At 69.8% G+C, this 20,795-nt stretch carries 16 protein-coding genes and 1 tRNA gene; 5 read left to right on the top strand and 12 right to left on the bottom strand.

The window, feature by feature from the left end; all coding sequences use genetic code 11:
• Window positions 1-37: 37 nt before the first annotated feature.
• Window positions 38-1,315, bottom strand: a complete 1,278-nt coding sequence (gene ilvA, locus ELQ92_RS07905) for a threonine ammonia-lyase (RefSeq protein ID WP_128498434.1) — start codon at window positions 1,313-1,315, stop codon at window positions 38-40.
• Complete coding sequence (locus ELQ92_RS07900; RefSeq protein ID WP_341811106.1) at window positions 1,312-2,691, bottom strand: AI-2E family transporter; 1,380 nt, start codon at window positions 2,689-2,691, stop codon at window positions 1,312-1,314. Before ELQ92_RS07900 ends, ilvA begins: the two co-directional genes overlap by 4 nt.
• Window positions 2,692-2,829: 138 nt before the next feature.
• Between ELQ92_RS07900 and ELQ92_RS07895 the strand changes: the two genes are divergently transcribed.
• Both ELQ92_RS07895 and ELQ92_RS07890 read left to right on the top strand, forming a co-directional pair.
• Window positions 2,830-4,092 carry a winged helix-turn-helix domain-containing protein gene (locus ELQ92_RS07895; protein WP_128498432.1) on the top strand — a complete coding sequence of 421 codons (1,263 nt, stop codon included), beginning with the start codon at window positions 2,830-2,832 and terminating at the stop codon, window positions 4,090-4,092.
• Between the two features lie 148 nt (window positions 4,093-4,240).
• The gene (locus ELQ92_RS07890; RefSeq protein WP_128498431.1) at window positions 4,241-5,677 is read left to right on the top strand and encodes a zinc ribbon domain-containing protein; all 1,437 of its coding nucleotides are present in this window, start codon (window positions 4,241-4,243) and stop codon (window positions 5,675-5,677) included.
• A gap of 130 nt (window positions 5,678-5,807) precedes the next feature.
• Here the strand turns inward: ELQ92_RS07890 and ELQ92_RS07885 are convergent, their stop codons facing one another.
• From ELQ92_RS07885 to ELQ92_RS07870, 4 genes are all read right to left on the bottom strand, one after another.
• The gene (locus tag ELQ92_RS07885; protein WP_128498430.1) at window positions 5,808-6,692 is read right to left on the bottom strand and encodes a M48 family metalloprotease; all 885 of its coding nucleotides are present in this window, start codon (window positions 6,690-6,692) and stop codon (window positions 5,808-5,810) included.
• Window positions 6,693-6,730: 38 nt separating this feature from the next.
• On the bottom strand, window positions 6,731-7,297 hold the full coding sequence (locus ELQ92_RS07880) for a LemA family protein (RefSeq protein ID WP_128498429.1): 567 nt from the start codon (window positions 7,295-7,297) through the stop codon (window positions 6,731-6,733).
• Between the two features lie 153 nt (window positions 7,298-7,450).
• Window positions 7,451-8,764, bottom strand: coding sequence for a D-arabinono-1,4-lactone oxidase (locus ELQ92_RS07875; RefSeq protein WP_128498428.1), 1,314 nt, complete (start codon window positions 8,762-8,764; stop codon window positions 7,451-7,453).
• 55 nt (window positions 8,765-8,819) lie between these two features.
• Entirely contained in the window at window positions 8,820-10,082 is a 1,263-nt protein-coding gene (locus ELQ92_RS07870; RefSeq protein WP_128498427.1) for an alanine racemase, read from the bottom strand.
• Window positions 10,083-10,186: 104 nt separating this feature from the next.
• Between ELQ92_RS07870 and ELQ92_RS07865 the strand changes: the two genes are divergently transcribed.
• Window positions 10,187-12,439, top strand: a complete 2,253-nt coding sequence (locus ELQ92_RS07865; protein ID WP_128498426.1) for a hypothetical protein — start codon at window positions 10,187-10,189, stop codon at window positions 12,437-12,439.
• Window positions 12,440-12,481: 42 nt separating this feature from the next.
• Here ELQ92_RS07865 and ELQ92_RS07860 read toward each other — a convergent pair.
• From ELQ92_RS07860 to hisS, 6 genes are all read right to left on the bottom strand, one after another.
• Window positions 12,482-12,555 (bottom strand) — tRNA-Leu (locus ELQ92_RS07860).
• 164 nt (window positions 12,556-12,719) lie between these two features.
• Window positions 12,720-14,279, bottom strand: a complete 1,560-nt coding sequence (locus ELQ92_RS07855) for an NAD(P)/FAD-dependent oxidoreductase (protein ID WP_128498425.1) — start codon at window positions 14,277-14,279, stop codon at window positions 12,720-12,722.
• A gap of 168 nt (window positions 14,280-14,447) precedes the next feature.
• Entirely contained in the window at window positions 14,448-14,987 is a 540-nt protein-coding gene (locus ELQ92_RS07850) for a DUF501 domain-containing protein (RefSeq protein ID WP_128498424.1), read from the bottom strand.
• 40 nt (window positions 14,988-15,027) lie between these two features.
• Window positions 15,028-15,498, bottom strand: a complete 471-nt coding sequence (locus ELQ92_RS07845) for a septum formation initiator family protein (RefSeq protein WP_128498423.1) — start codon at window positions 15,496-15,498, stop codon at window positions 15,028-15,030.
• Between the two features lie 199 nt (window positions 15,499-15,697).
• Window positions 15,698-16,978 (bottom strand): phosphopyruvate hydratase, encoded by a 1,281-nt coding sequence (eno, locus tag ELQ92_RS07840; RefSeq protein WP_128498422.1) that lies wholly within the window; start codon window positions 16,976-16,978, stop codon window positions 15,698-15,700.
• A 176-nt stretch (window positions 16,979-17,154) separates the two neighbouring features.
• Window positions 17,155-18,504, bottom strand: a complete 1,350-nt coding sequence (gene hisS / locus ELQ92_RS07835; RefSeq protein WP_128498421.1) for a histidine--tRNA ligase — start codon at window positions 18,502-18,504, stop codon at window positions 17,155-17,157.
• A 165-nt stretch (window positions 18,505-18,669) separates the two neighbouring features.
• Here hisS and ELQ92_RS07830 point away from each other — a divergent pair, with 165 nt between their 5' ends.
• Both ELQ92_RS07830 and ELQ92_RS07825 read left to right on the top strand, forming a co-directional pair.
• Window positions 18,670-19,695, top strand: a complete 1,026-nt coding sequence (locus ELQ92_RS07830) for an ABC transporter ATP-binding protein (protein ID WP_128498420.1) — start codon at window positions 18,670-18,672, stop codon at window positions 19,693-19,695.
• Entirely contained in the window at window positions 19,692-20,765 is a 1,074-nt protein-coding gene (locus tag ELQ92_RS07825) for an ABC transporter permease (protein ID WP_128498419.1), read from the top strand. The genes ELQ92_RS07830 and ELQ92_RS07825 overlap by 4 nt, the downstream gene beginning before the upstream one ends.
• Window positions 20,766-20,795: the final 30 nt, after the last annotated feature.

Here is a 20,795-nt window from a genome sequence, read left to right as displayed (position 1 = left end):
CTCGGAGCATTCCGGGCCCGCCCGCGTGTATGCGCGGTTAGTCGATGACGCGCGGCTCGTAGCCTGCGCCCCGGAGGGTCTCGACGACGAGTTCGCGGTGCTCGGGGCCCCGGGTCTCGACACTGAACTCGAGAACGACGTCGTTGATCTGCATCCCGGGGGCCCGGCGGGTGTGGAGGACCTCGACGACGTTCGCGTTGACGCTCGCGACGAGCTCGGCGATGCGGGCGAGCTGTCCCGGACGGTCGGGCAGCGGGACGCGGATCGTCAAGTAGCGTGCCGCCGCGGCGAGACCGTGACTCACGACCCGCTGCATCAGCAGCGGATCGATGTTGCCGCCCGAGAGCACCGCGACGGTCGGGCCCGAGCTCGCGACGCGTCCCTCGAGGATCGCCGCGACCGCGACCGCGCCGGCGGGCTCGACGACGAGTTTCGCCCTCTCGAGCAGCACGACGAGCGCCTTCGCCGTCTCGTCGTCGGAGACGGTCACGACCTCGTCGACGAGTCGTTCGATGATCGCGAAGTTGCGCGTGCCCGGGCGGCTCACCGCGATGCCGTCGGCGATCGTCGGCTGGATCGGGACGTTGAGGGGTTCACCGGCGGTGAGTGACGGCGGGTACGCCGCCGCATTCGCGGCCTGCACGCCGATGACGCGGACGGTCCTGCCGTCCTCCGCCGCTCGTTGCTTGATGGCTGCGGCGATGCCGGAGATGAGTCCGCCGCCGCCGATGGGGACGACGACCGTCTCCACGTCGGGTCGCTCTCGGTAGATCTCGAGCCCGAGGGTTCCCTGCCCCACGATCACGTCGTGGTGGTCGAACGGTGGGATGAGGACGGCGCCGGTCTCCTCGGCGAACTGCGCGGCGGCCTCGAGCGGCTCGCTCACGGTGTGTCCGCGCAGGATCACGCGCGCCCCGTAGTCGCGCGTGGCCTGCAGCTTCGGCAGGGGGACCCCGACCGGCATGAAGATGGTCGACTGGATCCCGAGCTCGCGTGCCGCGAAGGCCACGCCCTGCGCATGGTTGCCGGCCGACGCCGCGACGACGCCCCGCGCCTTCTCCTCGTCCGTCAACTGCACGAGGCGGTTGTACGCTCCCCGGATCTTGTACGACCCGGTCCTCTGGAGGTTCTCGCACTTGAGGTAGACGGGCGCCCCCAGCAGATCGCCGAGGAATCGCGAGCTCTCGATCGGCGTCGGCTGGACGACGGCGGACACGGTGACGAGAGCCTGTTCGAACTCGGCCAGCGTCGGGACGACGTCCTCGCCGGTCGGCGAGCGGTGCGCTGCGGTGTCGGTGGTGGAAAGTTCGGTCACGTGCGGTCTCCCTGTCGGGGTCGAGGGGGGTCGGGGTCGAGAGGAGTCGCGCCGGCGGCGGAGCCCTCCACCGGGTCGATGCGCTGCGAACGGCGGGACCTCGGGGGCTGCCGGGGCACGGTTTGCCACAGCACGTCGCCGTGATAGCGGATCGGGTCGTCGGCGCTCCGCCAGGCTCCGCTCGCGACGTAGCCGATCATGACGTTCACGACGGCCGCGATCGGGACGGCGAAGAGCGCACCCGGGATACCCGCGAGCATGGAGCCCGCGGCGACGACGAGGACCACGGCGAGCGGATGGACTTTCACAGCGGCACCCATCAGGAGCGGCTGTAGGACGTGTCCCTCGAGCTGCTGGACACCGAGCACGACCGCGAGCATGGCGAGAGCGATCCCGGGGCCGTTGTAGACGAGGGCGATGAACACGGCGACGCTCCCCGTGACGACGGCGCCGACGATGGGGACGAAGGACCCCAGGAAGACGAGAACGGCGATCGGGATCGCGAGCGGCAGACCCAGCAGGAACGCACCCGCACCGATGCCGACGGCGTCGATCGTGGCCACGAGGATCTGCGTCCGTGCGTAGTTGACGAGCGTGTGCCAACCCGCCCGACCGGCGCCGTCGAACGCGGGACGGGCCCGACCGGGGAGGATGCGCACGACCCAGGACCAGATGCCCCGACCGTCGATCAGGATGAACAGGAGGCTGAACAGTGCGAGCAGCAGTCCCGTGACAACGTGTCCGAGCGTCGAGCCCACCGAGAGGGCACCGCTCCACAACGCCTGCCCATCCTCCTGCAGCGACGTCATGACCGAGCCGATGAAGTCGTTGAGCTGGTCGCTCGTGATGTGCAGAGGCGAGTCGAGGAGGAACGCGGTGAAGGTGCGGTACGAACCGATCGTCCGTTCCCGCACCGTCGGGAACTCCGAGGTGATCTGCTGCACGGCGAGCCAGAGGAGACCGGACACGACCCCGATGGCGACGATCATCGCGACCGCGATCGCGATGCCCTTCGGCCACCTCCGCCGGACGAGGAACGAGACGAAGGGGACGAGGAGAGCGGAGACGAGCACCGCGATGAGGACGGGGATGACAATCAGCCGGAGCTGGACGACGAGCACGACGGCGAGTCCCAGGGCCGCCGCGATCACGAGGAGCCGCCAGGACCACGCCGCGGCGATCCTCACACCGGGAGTGACGTCGGCCGACTCGGCGCCCGGCGCGATCTGGGCGGCGGTCTGTGCCGCTTCCGGAGCGGTCTGTGCGGCGGTGGCGACGGCTTCCGCGCGCGGAACGGGCGACCGTGTCGTCGTATCCACGCGCGCGTCACGGCGAGGACCCCGGGGCCAGAGGCGCGACCTCCGCTTCTCGTTCACCGGGCAAGTCTACGACCGGGGCCATCCGGTGTCCGGCATGCCGAAGCGGGCGGCCGAATGCAAGCAAGCGAGGGAGCCTGACACCGTCGGCGCGGAGCCGCCGTTCCCGTGTCGGGGGGCCTTGCTAGGGTGCTCAGGATGACCCAGACGATCTCGCTCGACGCCGCCCGGCGCATCGCCCTGGCGGCGCAAGGGTTCCACTCGGCGCGGGGACTCCCCGTCTCGGACGACGGCCCACCGACGGGAGCGGGCATCCGCTCGATCCGCGCCCTCATCGAGAAACTCGGTGTGCTGCAGATCGACTCCGTCAACGTGCTCGAACGCAGCCACTATCTGCCCGTGTTCGCCCGGCTCGGTCCATACCGCACGGCGGATCTCGATCGACTCACCCACCGGGCGTCGTCCGGTCTCATCGAGTACTGGGGGCACGAGGCCACCTTCATGCCCACCGATTCCTGGCCCCTCTGGCGCTGGAAGATGGTCGCTCGCCGAGAGAAGGCCGCGGCGGATCCCGAACACTGGTCGCACGGCAATCGTCCCCTGCTCGACTGGCTGCTCGACGACCTCGCCGCGAACGGGCCGCAGCCCGCGAGCGCGGTCGAGCACGAGGCCTCGGCCCGGCGCGGCCCGTGGTGGGGGTGGTCAGATGTCAAGCGAGGCCTCGAGGTCCTCTTCGCCTGGGGACTCGTCGTGTCCGCCGGTCGGACGAGCGGGTTCGAGCGCATCTACGCCCTGCCGGAGCAGGTCGTGCCCGCCGCGATCCTCGATGTCGAGGTGAGCCGGTCCGATGCCGTACGAGCGCTCGTGTCGCACGCCCTTCGCGCGACGGGCCTCGGCACGTCGTCGGACATCGCCGACTACTACCGCCTCCCTGTCGCCGAGACCCGGCAGGCGCTCCTCGATCTGGAGGACGAGGGAGAGGCGCTCCCCGTGGTCGTGCGTGACGCGCGCAGCACGGACCGTTGGCGCTCCCGGCCGGCGTGGATCCATCGGGATGCTCATCGCGCTCGTCGCATCCCTCGCGACGCGCTCCTGTCCCCCTTCGACCCTGTTGTCTGGACCCGTGGTCGGGCGGAGCGGCTCTTCGACTTCCGCTACCGCATCGAGATTTACACTCCCGCGCCGCGTCGCGTGTACGGGTACTACGTCCTCCCGGTCCTCCTCGACGGGCGCATCGCGGCGCGCGTCGACCTCAAGAGCGACCGACATGCTCGACGCCTGCTCGTCCAATCGTCCTGGCTCGAACCCGGCGCCCCGACGGAGGCGGCGCCCCGCCTCGCCGCGCTGCTCCGGAGCATCGCGTCGTGGCAGGGGCACGACAGCATCTCGGTCGGGACGCGGGGCGACTTCGTCGACGCGACCGCGGCCGAACTCGGCTCCGGTCGCCACGAATCCCCCTAGGACCGGAGAGACGCCATCCGCTTCAACCGTTCCGGCCGCGGATCAGCCATTATGCCCCCTCGATATGGGCACTTCTCCCCCGTGTTCCCGCGCAGCGCCGCTGATAGGTTTGCCCTGATCGCATTCGACCGAAGGGGAAGACACAAGCATGGTCGCCGACAACAACCCGCCGCAGACACCCGACAGCGGACAGCAGGGTCAGGGCTCCGCACCGCAGTGGGGCCCGCCTCCCGTGGGTGGCCAGCCGCAGCAGAACACCGGCGCGCACCAGCCGCAGCAGAACCCGGGCGCGCACCAGCCCCAGCAGAACACCGGCGCCTACCAACCCCAGCAGAACACCGGCGCCTACCAACCCCAGCAGAACACCGGCGCCTACCAACCCCAGCAGAACACCGGCGCCTACCAGCCCCAGCAGGGTGCGACTCCGCCGTCGGCGCCGCAGAGCGGCGGCGCGTATTCACCTCCCGTGAACGGTGGCTCCTACCCGGCCCAGCCGGTCGGCGGCACCTACCCGACGACGGGCGCGTATCCCGCGGGCGGCGGCGGCTATGGCGCGACGCCTCCGGGAGGTCCGAGTGGGCCGAAGCGTCCCGACAACCCCAACAAGAAGAAGATCATCCTCTTCAGTGCGCTCGCGGGCGCGCTCGTCCTCCTGCTCATCATCGGCGCCGTCGTCGTCAACGTCGTGAACAGCTCCGTGTACGGCCCGGACGCCACCGTCCGCTCCTATCTCTCCGCGATCGCGAATGGCGACGCGTCGGCCGCGAACAAGCTCGCCGACCCGGGCGTCGAGGACGAGCAGGCCGCGCTCCTCACGGACGATGTGTTCGGCGAGGCGAGCGCCTTCATCGAAAACCCCAAGGTGACGGGTTCGCGGGTCAGCGGGGACCTCGCGACCGTGCGTGTCTCCTACAACCTCGACGGGACCGCTTACGACGGCTCCATCGAACTCTCCAAGGCCGGCAAGCAGGGGCTCTTCTTCGACAGCTGGAAGATCGACTCGCCGCTCGTCGGCGATCTCCCCGTCTACGTCTCGGGCTCCAGCGCCGACACGACCGAAGCGGCCATCAACGGAACGACCGTGGCGTTCGGCGACGAGTACAGCCTGCCCGCCTACCCGGCCGTCTACACGGTGGGCGCTCCCGGCAACGACTTCTTCAGCGCTGAGGAGCAGTCCTACGCCGTCGCGACCGGATCACGCGCGAGCTACGACGGCGTGACCCTCGAGGTCGCTCCCACCGACGCGCTCACGGCGGCCGTGCAGGAGGCGGTCGACGCGCACCTCGACGAGTGCGCGACGTCGACGGAACTCAACCCCGAAGGCTGCAACCTGCGTCTCACGTGGTACAGCGACTTCAGCTCCGTCGACAAGGTCACCTACAAGATCACGACTTACCCGACGGTCGAGGTCGATGAGTACGGCAGCTACTTCGACGCCACGGGCGGTTCCTACACGGCCGACGTCACGGGCACGACCTACGAGGGAGCGAAGGGCACCCTTCCCTTCGGTCTCGAAGACGAGTGGGGAATCACGGGAAAGATCGTCATCGACGGCGACACCGTGACGATCGAGGACACTTACTGATCGGGATCCTGACGCTCGAAACGACGAGCTGACGGAGAAGGCGGGGGTCGACCGGAGGTCGGTCCCCGCCTTCGTCGTCGGTGCGGCGTCACGACTCGCCCCCCGGTCCGCGTGGCCGGACCCGTCGGCGTCAGAACCCGCCGCCGATGGCGCGCAGCCTCGCCACCCGGTCCGCGAGGGGCGGATGGGTACTGAAGAGACGATCGATCACGCCGGGCTTGAGGGGATCCGCGATCCAGAGGTGGGCCATCGACGAGTTCTGCCGTGCGAGGGGGCGACCGAAGGTCTCGAGCTTCTCGAGCGCACGCGCGAGGGCGTCCGGGTGGCGGGTGGTGAGTGCGCCCGTCGCGTCGGCGAGGTACTCCCGTTGCCTCGACACGGCGGCCTGGACGAGACTCGCGACGAGTGGGGCCACGAGCATCGCGACGAGTCCGAAGACCAGGAAGATCGGACTCCCTCCGCCGTTGCCGTTGCGGTTTCCTCCCCCGAAGAACGCGAGACGGAAGAAGAGGTCGGCGATGAACCCGACCGCGACGACGAGCCCGAAGACCATCATCGACACACGGATGTCGTAGTTGCGCACGTGCCCGAGCTCGTGCGCCATGACGCCCTCGAGCTCCGCATCGTCGAGGAGGGCCAGCAGTCCGCTCGTCGCGGCGACGGAGGCGTGCTCGGGGTCACGCCCCGTCGCGAAGGCGTTGGGCGCGGGATCGTCGACGATGTAGACGGCGGGCATCGGCGTGCCCGTCGTGATCGCGAGATTCTCGACGATCCGGTACAGGCGCGCGTCATCGGCCCTCGAGATCCGTCGGCCCCCGCTCAACGCCACAGCCTGTCGAGCGGCGAGGAAGTACTGCAGCGTCGCGTAGCCGACCGCGACCACGAAGGTCGTGACCACGATCGCGGGACTCTGGTAGACGAAGCCGGCGAGCACGGCGAGGCCGACGATGATGAGCAGGAAAACCACGATGATGACGACGGTGTTGACCTTGTTCCGTCGAATAGCCCGATACACGGTTGTTCAGCCGAGCCTGATCGATCGTCCGGACCGGGTCAGAACTGGACGCGCGGGGGCTCCGCGATGGCGGCGCCATCGGCGACCTCGAAGAAGTCACGCTCGGTGAAGCCGGCCTGACGAGCGAAGAGATTGTTCGGGAAGACCTTGATCTTGGTGTTGAGCTCGCGCACGCCGCCGTTGTAGAACCGCCGGGACGCCTGGATCTTGTCCTCCGTGTCGACGAGTTCGCTCTGCAGCTGGAGGTAGTTCTGGCTCGCCTGCAGTTGGGGGTACGCTTCGGCGACCGCGAAGATCGAGCGGAGCGCCTGCTGCATGTGGTTCTCCGCCGCCGAGGCCTCGGCGGGGCTCCCCGCCGAGAGCGTCTCGGCGCGCGCCTTCGTGACGTTCTCGAAGACGCCGCGTTCGTGTGCCGCGTAGCCCTTGACGGCCTCGATGATGTTGGGGATGAGGTCGGCCCGCCGTTTGAGCTGGACGGTGATGTCGCTCCAGGCTTCGTCGACGCGGACCGCGAGGGTCACGAGCGAGTTGTACGTCGCCCAGAAGTACACGGCGATGACCGCGACCACGGCGACGATGATCAGGACCGGAATCAGCCATTCCATGAGCGGCTTCCCCTCATTGTCGTGAGCCGCTCACTCTCCACGCGGCTGGTCCTTCAAGTCTACGTCGTGCTCCTCACGGTGCCCCGTGCGATGGGCGAGGGGTCGAGCTCACGGCTCACGGCTCACGGCTCATTTGGGCTCTGGACAGGCCGGTCACGGACCGAGGACCCGGTCGAGGTACGGGTTCGCGAAGAGCCGCTGGGGATCGAACTGCTCGCGGACGGCGAGGAACTCGTCGAAGCGCGGGTAGAGCGAGCGGATCTCCTGGGCGCCGAGGTAATGGATCTTGCCCCAGTGCGGTCGCCCCCCGTGGCGCCCTGCGATCTCGCCGACGGCACGGAAGTAGTCCTCATGGGCGTCGCGATAGTAGCGGTGCACGGCGATGTAGGCGGACTCCCGCCCCGACGCCGTGGAGAGCCACACGTCGTCCTCGGCGGCGAAGCGCACCTCGACCGGGAACGAGATCCGCCAACCCTCCGCGTCGATGAGGCGGCGGATCTCGTCGAGAACCGCGGCGAGCTCTCCCACCGGAACGGCGTACTCCATCTCGGCGAAGCGCACCGAGCGCGGAGTCGTGAAGACGCGGTGCGAATGATCGGTGAAGCGCCGGGAGCCGGTGAGCCGCGTCGCCGCCCTATTGAGGGGCGGGACCATGACCGGCACCACGGCACCGGTCGCACAGGCCGCTCGGTACAGACCGTTCGCCATCAGATCGTCGTCGACCCACCGGCGGACGCGCGGGAGGGGGGCCCGTCGGCTCGTCGACGGCAGCCGCGTGTTCGTCTTCGTCAGTGCGACGTCGGTGTGGGGGAACCAGTAGAACTCGAAGTGGTCACTCACCCGTGCGCGGGCCTCGGCGGCGTGAACGGTCTCCGCGTACGGCTCCGGGGTCTCGACCGCTCTCAGGACGAACGCGTCGACGCACTCGATCGTGATGTCGACGATGACTCCGAGGGCACCGAGGCCGAGCGCGATCGCGGGCAACAGCTCGGGCGAGTCCTCCTCCGAGATGTGCCGGAGTGACCCGTCACCCGTCACGACGGTCACGGCTCGGACGCGTCCAGCGAGTCCGGGGTAAGCGATCCCCGTGCCGTGGGTCCCCGTGGAGATCGCCCCCGCGATGGTCTGGCGGTCGATGTCTCCGAGGTTCTGCAGGGCCAGTCCGTGACCGGCGATCAACCGTGACACGTCCGACAGTCGGGTGCCGGCGAGGATCGTCGCGTACCGGCGGTCACGATCGACGGCGACGAGTCCCGACAGGTCGTCGAGTTCGAGGAGGACCCCGATCGCGACGGCGATGCCGGTGAAGCTGTGCCCGGCCCCCGCCGCCTTGATGGGCAGGCCCGACGCCGCGGCGGCCCGGACGGCCCGCTGGACCGCGCCGGCGCTCGACGGACGTTCCACCCGGATGGGTCGCGCGGTCTCCGTGCGCGCCCAGTTCCGCCACACCGCTCCGGTCGCCGTCATATGCTCTTCCCCCACGGCCCAAGACCCGCCCGACGTGTGGTCGGTCCGGACACCGTCATACGAAACTCCGCCCCTCGCCCCGATAGGTCGCGAGCTCGTCCACGACGCTCGCGGAACCGTCGGCGGCGGAGTCGACGACGAGGAATCGCTCGATCCGCTCGGACAGCTCACCCGATTTCGCATGACGGAACCAGACCCGGTCCCCGATGCGCAGAGACCGAGCGGCGTCGCCACGTAAGGGAGTCTGGACCTCCCCGGCCGATTCCCGAGGGATGAAACGCAGTCCGCTCGGGGACACCGGCAGAGGGAGCCTGTCGATGCCGGGGGGACCCGAGGCGACAAAACCACCCCCGAGGACGGTTGCGACGTCCGGCTCCGGTCGGCGCACGACCGTCAGCCCGAAACCCGCGGCGGGCGCCGGTGCGAAGTGTCCGTACCCGTCGAACAGGTGCCCGGCGAAGACGCCACTGCCCGCGGCGAGCTCTGTGACCGACTCGTCCCGCGTCGTTCGTTCGAGGGATCCTGTGCCGCCCGCGTTCACGAACTCGAGGTCGGCGAGACGACGGACGCGAGCGACGGCTGCTCCCCGCCGTTCGACGAGCTCGGCCATGGAGCGCCTCTGCATGAACGCGACCGTGCTGTTGTACGCTGCACGCCCGGCTCGGTCCGCGACGCCCGCGATTTGGGCCTCGTACGACATGACTCCGACGAGCACGAAGCCCGGGCGGTCCACGACGGCGCGTGCGACGCTCTCGAGTTCGTCGGGCCCGTGGAGCGGCGAGCGATGCACCCCCACCGTGCCGAGCGGGCCGCGCGAGCGCCAGGACGCGTCGAGCTCCACGCAGATCCGCACCGCCTCCCGGTCGCCCGGGCGGCGCACGGCGTCGATCAGGTCGAGGTGCTCCGCGCTGTCGATCATGAGTGTCACGCGTGACGCCGCCTCTGGCGACCGGACGAGCCGCTCGATCGCGCCTCGATCCGCCGTCGGGTAGCCGACGACGACATCGTCGATGCCCTCCGACAACCACAGCGCCTCGGCGAGCGTGTAGGCGAGGACCCCGGAGAAGCCGTCGAGCTCGAGAAGGGACTCGATCACGGCCCTGACCCGCAGAGACTTCGTCGCGATCCGGACCGGTTTCCCGGCCGCGCGACGCACGATGTCGTGCGCGTTGAACCGCAGGGCGTCGGCGTGGAGGACTCCGACCGGCGCGTCAGACTCGGCGGTCGCCGCACCGATCGCACTCCAGAAGGCTCCGGCGTCGCGCCACGGCGCACGAGCGATGGTCGCTCGACCGCTGATCTCGAGGGATATCGGCATACGTCCTCCGTCCCGCTCACCCTAGCGCCGCCGAGGTGAACAGTGCATCCCGATGCGGCGCGGGTCCTTGACCTCGCGGCACGGTCCGCCTAGACAGGACTGAGGTGGGAACGAGGGAAGCGGCGAAGCGCGATGCCGGGCGCACGGTGGGTACGTCGGTGGTGGCGCGAACCCCGCTCGGCCGCGCCTCCGTCCCGGTCTCCGCCCGGCGGGTGATGCTCGCGCTCGCGGGCCTCGTGGTCGCAGTCATGTCCGTCGGCGGCCCGCACGTGTCCGCCCCTGCATCCGCCGCCGCCGAGCGCGCCTCCGTCGATCCCGCGCCCACCCCCTCGGCGGAGCCGACACCGTCGGCGCCGCCGAGCGCGCCGCAGCCCGCCGCTCCCGCGATCACGTCGCCGCCCGACGGCTCAGCGGTGACCACAGCGCGGACGGTGGTGTCCGGAACGAAGCCCGCGGATTCCGGCGTGCGTCTCGAGACGAGCGACGGCACGAGGCTGTGCGTTGTCGACGCCGGTCCGGACACGAGCTTCTCCTGCGGAGGACTCACCCTGCCGATCGGCGGAGACGTCGCCCTCCGGGCCGTGGGAACCCTGGCCGACGGATCCGCCGCCGGAGTGGTGACAACGATCCACATCACGAGTGTCCCTCCGCCCGTCGTCTCCTCGAACGGCTCCCGCCCCGTCAACGGTCTCATCCGGGGCTCCGGCATCCCGGGGGCCGTCGTCTCCGTGATCTCGTCGTCGGGCGAGTCGTGCAGCCTCACGGCCGACGCCGGGGGTGCCTGGGCGTGCCTCCTCACGGGTTCCGCGCCCGACGGCGCCTACAGCCTCACGGCGACACAAGAGGCGCCGTTCGCTCCCGGAGTGCACTCGGACGCGTCCGCACCGATGCGTGTGGTGCTCGATCGCACGGCGCCCGCTCCGCCCGTCGTCACGGCTCCCACCGCGGGTTCCACACTGCCGGACCGTGACGTCCGCTTCGCGGGAACCGGAGAGGACGGCTCCACCGTGACGGTGTTCGTCGGTTCGGCCTCGGTCTGCCAGGCGATCGTCTCCGCCGCCCGTTGGTCCTGCGTCGCCACGGCCCTCGCGACCGGTGACGCCCGCGTCGTCGCGATCCAGAAGGACGCCGCCGGCAACTCGAGCTCGGGAAGCGACGCCGTCGCGCTCGTCGTGGCCGCTCCTCCCGGGTCGCCGACGCCGTCTCCCACGGCTCCCACTCGGACACTCCCTTCCACCCCCGGCGCGGCACCCTCCCCCGACGTGCCCGATGCACCCGACGACCTCGACGAGGGTGCATCCCCGGCTTCTCCCCCCGACCCGGGTGTCCCGCGCCCGACACCCCCCGCTCCCCCGGAGAACGATGCGTGGGACGCGACGACACCGTTCTCGACACCGCTGTCGTCCCTGCTCGCCTCGAGCCCCGGGATCGGCGGTCTCCGTGCGATCGTCCTCGCCGTGCTCATCGCGACGACGATCGCCCTCGGCGCCCTGCTGCACCTCCGCGGAACATCTGCCGCTCCGGTCGGGGCGCCCGCGCGGCGCGTCGTCCTGACGGGTCGTAACCGGGCGACGGCACCCATCGCCCGGTCGGATGGGGCAGCGGAATCCCCGACGTCCGCCTCGGCCACGACGGTGCTGTTCGCCCTCGTCGCCGTCGCCGGCATCCTGATCCTCTCGCGTCCCGTCGACGGGACGCCGGCGTACGCACGGCTGCTCTTCGCCTCTGTGACGGCGACGGCGGTCGTCGCGCTCGTATCGGTCGTGGTGCCGGCTCTCGTCGCGCGGTGGCTCGGCGGGGGCCGGCTTCACATCGCCGTCGATGCGCGCGGGTTCCTCATCGTCGCGGGAACGGCTGCCGCCTCGCGGATCTTCGACCTCGACCCGCCGGCTCTCTTCGCGCTCGTCGTGACGGCCTCGACGGCCGCCGCCGTCGGTCGAGCGACGGAAGGCCGCGTCGCCGCAGCCCGCATCGTCGGCCTCACGCTCCTCGGCGTTTTCGGCTGGGGAGCCGGCATCCTGCTGGCACCTGCCCTGCAACCGGGCTTCGCGTCGAGCCTCGTCGTCGAGACCCTCAACGTGTTGACGGCGGCGGCGCTCGGCTCCGCGACCATCATGCTCATCCCGCTCGGCACGTCGACGGGGCGGAGCCTCTGGGCCGCGTCCCGGATCGGGTGGCTCGCGCTCGCTGTGCTGGTCGTCGCGCTCGAGATCAGTCTCCTCGGGTCGCGCTCACCCGAGGCCGCCGACGCCGTCGCCGCAATCGGCGTCACGGGCGTCGTCGGCTGCTGCGCACTGTTCCTGTCGGTGTGGATCTGGCGTCGCGTCGTCGCACCGGAACTCACACGCGAAGACTGAATCCGGGCAGCCGCTCGATGCTCGTGCCATCGCTCACACTCGTGCCCCCGCTGGGATTCGAACCCAGACTGAGGCGATTTTAAGTCGCCTGCCTCTGCCGATTGGGCTACGGGGGCTGGCCCGGGCACACGTCCGCACGGCCTGCTCGGGATCCGGTGGTCTGCCGGCCGACTCCAGACTAGCGAGGAGCGTGCGACCGCGCGGGGAGACGACGACAGAACGCGCAAACGACGAGGGGACCGGGTCACAAAGACCCGGTCCCCTCGTCGTTCTCGAGTGACTACTTGTCGGCCGACACCGGCTTGGAGTCGGTTCCCTCGGCAGCGCCTCCGTAGGACTCGGCCGGGTCTGCACCCGACGGCTCGTCCGTCGGCGCCGGAGCCGCGGTGGGCTTCTTCGCCGGGGTCTTCCGGGCGGCGGGCTTCCGCGCGGGCTTCTTCTCCTCGGCGGCAGCAGCCGGGGCGGCGGGCTCGGCGGCGGGCTTCTTCTCCTCGACGACCGCGGGCGCCTCCGCTGCCGGCGGCTTCGGGCGGGCGGCGAACTGCTCGAACACCGCGCGGGGGTGCTCACGGGCCTCGATGCCGACGATGTCGCGTCCGAGCCAGAGGTTGTTCCACCAGCCCCACACGACACGGAACTTGCGCTCCCAGCTCGGCATCGCGAGACCGTGGTAGCCGCGGTGGGCGACCCAGGCGGGCAGGCCCTTGATCGCGATCTTGCCGGACTGGAAGACCCCGATACCGAGGCCGAGTCCCGCGACCGCTCCGAGATTCTTGTGCAGGTAGTTCTTCGGGTCCTCGCCGCGGAGCGTCGCGACGAGGTTCTTCGCGAGCAGCTTGCCCTGCCGGACGGCGTGCTGGGCGTTGGGGACGCAGTACCCGCCGACCCCTCCGCCGCTCAGGTCCTTGATCGCCGAGATGTCACCGGCGCCCCAGGCGTCGGGCACGATCGTGTCATCGTCACCGACGCGCAGATCGGTACGGACCTTGATGCGACCGCGCTCTTCGACCGGGAGGTCGCTGTTGCGCACGATCTGGGGGTTCGCCATGACACCGGCGGTCCAGATGATGAGGTCGGACTCGAAGCTCTCACCCGTCGACAGCTCGATCTTGCCGTCCACGGCCGACTGCAGCTGGGTGTCGAGGTGCACGAGCGCCCCGCGCTCGGCGAGGTTCTTGAGCACCCAGTGGCTCGTGGGAAGCGAGACCTCCGGCATGATCCGGCCCATCGCCTCGATCAGGTGGAAGTGCACGTCGTCGAAGGAGATCTGCGGGTACGACGAGAGCAGAGCGGACGCGAACGAGCGCAGCTCGGCGAACACCTCGATGCCCGCGAAACCGCCACCGACCACGACGACGGTGAGGAGCCGGTCGCGCTCGGGGCCGGCCGGAAGCGTCGCGGCACGATCGAAGTTCGCGAGGATACGGTCGCGGATCGCGACGGCCTCCTCGATCGTCTTGAGGCCGATCGCGTTCTCGGCGATGCCCGGGATCGGGAAGGTCCGCGAGACGGCACCGCCGGTGACGACGACGATGTCGTAGTCGAACTCCCACGCGTCACCGAGCTCTGGAGTGATCGTCGCCTTCTTCTCGGCGTGGTTGATCGCCGTGACCTTGGCGGTGATGACCTCGGTCTTCTTGAGGTGACGCCGCAGCGCGACGACCGCGTGGCGCCCCTCGATCGATCCGGCCGCGACCTCGGGGAGGAACGGCTGGTACGTCATGTACGGAAGGGGGTCGACGATCGTGACGTCGGCTTCACCGGGTCGAAGCTGCTTCTCCAGCTTCCATGCGGTGTAAAAACCGGCGTAGCCGCCGCCGACGATGAGGATCTTGGGCACGGTGAATGCTCTCCTACACGTGAGTGTTGTGTGTCTTGACTCGATCAGATGATGTACTTGCAGGCCGCCCGCGAGCAAGGCCGGGTGGCTCCGACGACACCGAGCGGATCGAGTCTATCAGCCGGATTCACAGCAGATTCACGCCGACCCGTGTCGTTCGTCGCTGCGTCAGTCCGCGTCGTCGACCACGCACTGGCAGCGCGTGGGGCTCCACGTCGATCGCTCCAGGGCCATGTCGCCGATCGGGTTGACGCCGTGACCCGCGGCGAGGGCGTGCGCCGCGAGGGCGTGAAGGCACTTGACGCGGGAGGGCATCCCTCCCGCAGAGAAGCCCGCGATCTCCGGGACGACATCGACGGACTCGCGATCGGCGAGGTACTGCTCGTGAGCGGCCGTGTACTGCGACGACACGGCGGGATCCTCGAGGAGTGCCGCGAGTTCGGGCATGACCTGCGTGGCCTCGAGCGCCGACATCGCCGCCGTCGCGGCGGGATGAGTGAGGTAGTAGAAGGTCGGGAACGGTGTGCCGTCCGGGAGGCGGGGCGCCGTCACGACGACGGTCGGACGGCCGCACACACACCGAGCGGCGATGCCGAGAACGCCGCGCGCGGGACGCCCGAGCTGGGAGCGCAGGACGCGGAGATCCTCGTCGCTCGCGGGTTCGCCGATGCCGAGGGGCCGGGAGCCGTCGGTCCTGCTGGAAGTCATCTCCCGATTATCCCGCAGTCGTCGACGGTCCGGTTCTCGCTCACTCGGGAGCGGTCACCTCGTCGGCGTACGCGGTGGTCACGAGGGAGGCGAGGAGGGCCAGGGTCCAGTCGGTGTCGGTCGTCGTGAGCTCGTCACTCACGGGCTCCTCCACGTCCGCGAGGACCGCCTCGTCGAGGTCGTTGATGATGAGGAAGCTCACCTCGCCGGGATTGACGTAGAAGAAGCGCTCGCGCGCTTGCGTCATGACGAAAGTCGAGTCGTCCCACCGCTCGCGTTCGCTCGTGAGGCGATCGACGGTCGCCTGGTCCTGGGAGAGCTGTGCGTTGAGATCGGCGATCTGCTGGCGCTGCTCGACGAAGGCGGTGATGTTGGGGGCGAGGACCACGACGCCGAGGACGAGCAGCCCCATCAGGAGGAGGGAGAAACCCGAGAACCGAATCCCCCGCAGCCACACCGCACCGGGCGAACTGCGCACCGGAACGCGCGGTTCCCTCGTGTCCTTGGCCATCCCCTCGCCTCCTTCGTCGTGCGTTGGTTCGTCGTGCGTTGGTTCGTCGTGCGCTGGTTCGTCGTGCGTTGGTTCGTCGTGCGCTGGTTCGTCGTGCGCTGGTTCGTCGTGCGCCGGTTCATCGTGCTGTGGGAAAAAGTGGGACTCCCCCGACGCCCGGAGGATTCCGGGCGATCGAGGGAGTCCGAAAACGACCGGATCAGGCCGTGTAGCGCGGGAACGCCGAGCGGCCGGCGTAGACGGCTGCGCCGCCGAGGAGCTCCTCGATCCTCAGAAGCTGATTGTACTTCGCGACCCGCTCGGACCGGGCAGGCGCACCGGTCTTGATCTGGCCGGCGTTCGTGGCGACCGCGAGGTCGGCGATCGTCGTGTCCTCGGTCTCGCCCGAACGGTGGGAGAGGATCGCCGTGTAGCCGGAGCGCTGGGCGAGGGAGACCGCGTCGAGCGTCTCGGTGAGCGTGCCGATCTGGTTGACCTTGACGAGCAGCGAGTTGGCGGCCCCGCGCTCGATGCCGTCGGCGAGGCGCTCGGGGTTCGTGACGAAGAGGTCGTCGCCGACGATCTGCACCTTCGAGCCGAGCGCCGGAGTGAGGTGGGCGTATCCGGCCCAGTCGTCCTCGGCGAGCGGGTCCTCGATCGTCACGAGCGGGTACGCGTCGACGAGCTCGGAGAAGTACGCGGTCATCTGCTCGCTCGAACGCGCCTGGCCCTCGAACTGGTAGGCGCCCTCGCGGAAGAACTCGCTCGACGCGACGTCGAGGCCGAGCGCGATGTCGGTGCCCGGCGTGAAGCCGGCCGTGCTGATGGCCTCGACGATGAGGTCGAGCGCCGCACGGTTGTTCTCGAGGTCCGGCGCGAAGCCGCCCTCGTCGCCGAGTCCCGTGGCGAATCCCTTCGCCTTGAGGATGCTCTTGAGGGCGTGGTACGTCTCGACACCCCAACGGAGACCCTCGGAGAACGTGGGGGCGCCGATCGGCAGCACCATGAACTCCTGGATGTCGACGCCCGTGTCGGCGTGCGCGCCGCCGTTGATGATGTTCATGAGTGGAACGGGCAGGACGTGCGCGTTCGGTCCACCGAGGTACTGGTAGAACGGGAGGTCCGCGGAGTCGGCGGCGGCCTTCGCGACCGCGAGGCTCACGCCGAGGATGGCGTTCGCGCCGACGCGCTTCTTGTTGTCGGTGCCGTCGACCTCGATGAGGGCCTGGTCCACGAGACGCTGGTCGATCGCGGGAAGACCCTCGATGGCCGGGCCGAGCTCGTCCTCGACGGCCTCGACCGCACGGCGCACGCCCTTGCCGAGGTAACGGGCGGAGTCGCCGTCGCGGAGCTCATAGGCCTCGAACGCGCCGGTGGACGCGCCGGACGGGACGGCCGCCCGTCCGACGGTGCCGTCCTCGAGCAGGACCTCCACCTCGACGGTCGGGTTGCCGCGCGAGTCCAGGATCTCGCGAGCTGCTACAGCCTCAATGAGTGCCACGGTGTATCTCCTCTGAATGTGGGGTTCGTGGGTGGGTTCGTGGGTGATCCGCACCCACCCGGTCAGTGTTCGTGAGGGCCCGGTCAGTGGTCGTGAGGGGCCCGATCAGGTTAACGAGGGGCGCGGTCAGTCTAGCGAGGAGGCCGGTGGCCACCCCACACGCGTTCAGCAGGTGTTCACGCGAGCGGACGGAACTCGAGCCGGTCTCCCGTCACCGCATCCCCGCCGTCACCCTCGCCCTCGCGCGGAACGATCGCGAAGCGCGAGAACCCGTCGGTGGCCACACGATCGAGCAGGGCGCGCAGGTTCTTGGCGCGACGCTCGAAACGAACCCGCGAGACCCCGCCCGCGATGAGCTCCGACTTGAGGCGCACGAGCACGGCAGGGTCGGCGTCGGCCTCGTGGACGAGCACGACGGCGTCGTCGTGCTCGTCCACGGTCGTCGCCGCGACGTCCACGATCCGCTCGAAACCGATCGAGAAGCCGGTCGCGGGAACGTCCTGCCCGAGGAAGCGGCCGATCATGCCGTCGTAACGACCACCACCGCCGAGCGAATACCCGAAGTCGGGGTGCTCGATCTCGAAGATGGGGCCGGTGTAGTACCCCATGCCGCGGACGAGGAACGGGTCGAAGACGACGAGGTCGCGGGCGAACCGGGGATCCCCGAGCGATGGTGCGTCGACGTGCGATTGGGCCGTCGCCGCGAGGCCGATCCCGGCGAGGTCCGCGACGACGCCGTCGTCGACCCCGTCCGGGAGCGCCTTGCGGATCTGGCGCTCACCGAAGGGCACGAACTCCATCGTCTGCGGACGTCGGAAGAAGGCCTCGAGGGCGTCGACCGCGGACGCGGTGACGCCGCGCCCCCGGAGTTCGGCGACGACGCCGTCGTGCCCGATCTTGTCCAGCTTGTCCACGGTGATGAGGACGCCCGGGTGCTCGTCCGCGGGGAAACCGAAGCGCTCGAGCATCCCGACGAGCAGCCGGCGGTCGTTGAGGCGGATCCGGAAACCGTCGATACCGAGGGCGCGCAGAGCCGCCGTCGTCGCCGACAGCAGTTCGACCTCGGCGAGCGGACCGGGCTCTCCGATGATGTCGATGTCGCACTGCACGAACTGGCGGTACCGCCCCTTCTGCGGTCGTTCGGCTCGCCAGACGGGCGCGACCTGCAGCGACCGGAAGACGGGGCCGAGCTCTGCCCGGTGGGTCGCATAGAAGCGGGCGAGGGGAACCGTGAGGTCGAAGCGGAGTCCGAGGTCGGCGAGCGACGCCACTCCCCCGCCGTCAGCTGCTGCGCGCAGCGCGTCCGCATCGAGCCCTCGCTTGAGGATCGAGTACGCGAGTTTCTCGTTGTCGCCGCCGAGCCCCGAGTGGAGCCGGGCGTGGTCCTCGACGACCGGCGTCTCGATCTCATCGAACCCGTGCGTGCGGTAGACGCGTCGGATCGTCGCGAGGGCGGCCTCCCGTCGCGCCTTCTCTGCCGGCAGGAAATCGCGCATTCCGCGCGGCGGGGAGATCGGTGAAGCCATGCCCCGATTGTGCCACGAGCCTCGACCCTCCCTCCGCGACACCGCCACGCGAGAACGCCGGGGGCCTCTCCGGAGCGCGCCCTGTGAGTCGTCCGCTCATCCATGACGCCCTCGCGCTACGCTTCCATCGTCTCCCCTCCCGGCGAGCGCGCCCTGGAGGTGCAGATGACCCAGACGCCATACGTGACAGCCCCGTCCCCCTCGGGAAGGGACGGCATCGTCGTGACCGGCCTCCGACGATCGTTCGGGGACGTGCATGCGGTCCGCGACATGACCTTCACGGCAAGACCCGGCCGGGTCACGGCCCTCATCGGGCCCAACGGCGCGGGCAAGACGACGTTGCTCCTCATGCTCGCGACACTCCTCGCACCGGACGCCGGCACCCTCTCCGTCGCCGGCCACGACCCCGTCACCTCCCCCGGGGCGGTGCGGCGTGCGACCGGCTGGATGCCCGACGTTCTGGGGTCGTGGAACGCGCTCTCGGTCCGCCGGGCGATCGAGACGACCGCGCTGCTCTACGGCATGACGGCCGAACGCGCTCGCGAACGTGCGGAGGAACTCATCACCCTCGTGTCGCTCGAGGACATCGCGTCTGCACAGACGCGGTCCCTCTCGCGGGGGCAGAAGCAGCGATTGTCGCTCGCGCGCGCGCTCGTCCACGACCCGTCGGTCCTGCTGCTCGACGAACCTGCGTCGGGACTCGACCCGGCCGCTCGCGTCGCGCTCCGCGAACTCGTCCGGGGACTCGCCCGGGACGGACGCACGGTCCTCGTCTCGAGCCACGTGCTCGCCGAGCTCGAGGAGCTCGCCGACGACGCCGTGTTCGTCGAGCAGGGCTCGACCGTGAGCGCCGAGAGGCTCGCGCGCGCCGCCTCCTCCGCCCGCCCCTGGCGCATCCGAACGACGGGATCCCCCGAACTGCTGCCGCAGGCCCTCGCGGACCTCCAGGTGCCCGCCGCCGCGGTCTCGACCGTCGGCGATTCCCTCCTCGTCGCCGTCTCCGGCGAAGACTCCGCGGCCGACCTGCTCGCGGGACTCGTTCATCGCGGCGTCCGTGTCTCCACATTCGCTCCCGCCGTCGGCGACTTCGAACGCACGTTCCTCGACCTCGATCGACACTCCGACCCGGCCGAGCGCTCCGGCCCCGGAGGAGACGGACCTCTCGACCCACACACAGGAGACGTGCGATGATCCCCTTCACGCGCGGCGTGCACATCATCGTCCGACTCGAACTCGCCCAGCGCGTGCGGGGAGTGGCCGTCTACGTCCTCCTGGGACTGTTCACGATCCTCGTCGCCGCCGTCACGTTGCTCCTCTGGGCGACGTCCTCGAACACGGGGATGAACGGAACGACGGGCTCCAGCGGCTGGCTGTTCTCGACGATCGTCTACTTCGTCCTCCTGCTCGGGACGCTCCTGGTGCCGGCGCTCGGCGGTGCCGCCGTCAACGGCGACCGCGATGCCGGCACCCTCGCGACGACCCAGGTGACCCTCGTCTCGACGACCCAGATCGTCATCGGCAAGTTCCTCGCCTCCTGGATCACCTCTCTCGCGTTTCTCGTCGTGTCCCTGCCCTTCCTCCTGTTCTCGTTCACACTCGGCGAGCTGCCGGTACGGACGGTCGTCGTCTCCCTGCTCGTCCTCGTCATCGAGCTCGCCGTAGTCTCGGCCGTCGCCGTCGGGCTGTCCGCGATCGTCGGACGCCCCCTGTTCTCAGTCGCGTCGACCTATCTCGTCGTCGCGGCGCTCTCCATCGGCACGCTCATCGCGTTCGGACTCGGGGGCCTCGCGGTGCAGACCGAGCAGCGGACGACATTCATCAACGTCGACGCGTCCTCCTACGACGACGAAGGCGCCGTGGAATGCCTCCCGCCCGAGGTCTACACCTCGCAGGTGCCGCGCTTCGATCTCGTCTGGGGATTCCTCGCGGCCAACCCGTACGTCGTCCTCGCCGACGCCAGCGCGGGCGAATTCGACGGAAGCGGATACCCCGTCGACCTCTTCGGATCCTTCGCACTCGGGGCACGAGCCGCGCAGATCCCTCCCGAGGCCGAGACAATCTACGACGAGTGCGGGGCTCTGCAGTCGGGACGCGGCTACGAGGACAGCCCGACGCCCGAGGAGATCTGGAACTCGACGACACCGTCGTGGTTCGTCGGACTCGCGGCGCACGTCCTCCTTGCGGCCGCCCTGCTCTTCTGGGGCATCAGACGCACGATCACGCCGGCACGGAGACTTCCCCGCGGGCAGCGCGTGGCGTGAGCGTGGCTCGGTCCGATCGTCGCACGTCCG

This window comes from Labedella populi, from assembly GCF_004078655.1.
GTDB classification, from domain to species: Bacteria; Actinomycetota; Actinomycetes; order Actinomycetales; family Microbacteriaceae; genus Labedella; species Labedella populi.
The sequence above is the reverse complement of the archived record's forward strand: the minus strand, read 5'-3'. Positions and strand labels throughout refer to the sequence as shown.

Coding starts and splice junctions, on each gene's coding strand:
- ELQ92_RS07850 (WP_128498424.1), bottom strand. CDS start 14,987: ATGACTTCCAGCAGGACCGACGGCTCCCGGCCCCTCGGCATCGGCGAA.
- ELQ92_RS07825 (WP_128498419.1), top strand. CDS start 19,692: ATGATCCCCTTCACGCGCGGCGTGCACATCATCGTCCGACTCGAACTC.
- ELQ92_RS07880 (WP_128498429.1), bottom strand. CDS start 7,297: ATGGAATGGCTGATTCCGGTCCTGATCATCGTCGCCGTGGTCGCGGTC.
- ELQ92_RS07870 (WP_128498427.1), bottom strand. CDS start 10,082: ATGCCGATATCCCTCGAGATCAGCGGTCGAGCGACCATCGCTCGTGCG.
- ELQ92_RS07875 (WP_128498428.1), bottom strand. CDS start 8,764: ATGACGGCGACCGGAGCGGTGTGGCGGAACTGGGCGCGCACGGAGACC.
- ELQ92_RS07830 (WP_128498420.1), top strand. CDS start 18,670: ATGACCCAGACGCCATACGTGACAGCCCCGTCCCCCTCGGGAAGGGAC.
- ELQ92_RS07895 (WP_128498432.1), top strand. CDS start 2,830: ATGACCCAGACGATCTCGCTCGACGCCGCCCGGCGCATCGCCCTGGCG.
- hisS (WP_128498421.1), bottom strand. CDS start 18,504: ATGGCTTCACCGATCTCCCCGCCGCGCGGAATGCGCGATTTCCTGCCG.
- ELQ92_RS07890 (WP_128498431.1), top strand. CDS start 4,241: ATGGTCGCCGACAACAACCCGCCGCAGACACCCGACAGCGGACAGCAG.
- ELQ92_RS07845 (WP_128498423.1), bottom strand. CDS start 15,498: ATGGCCAAGGACACGAGGGAACCGCGCGTTCCGGTGCGCAGTTCGCCC.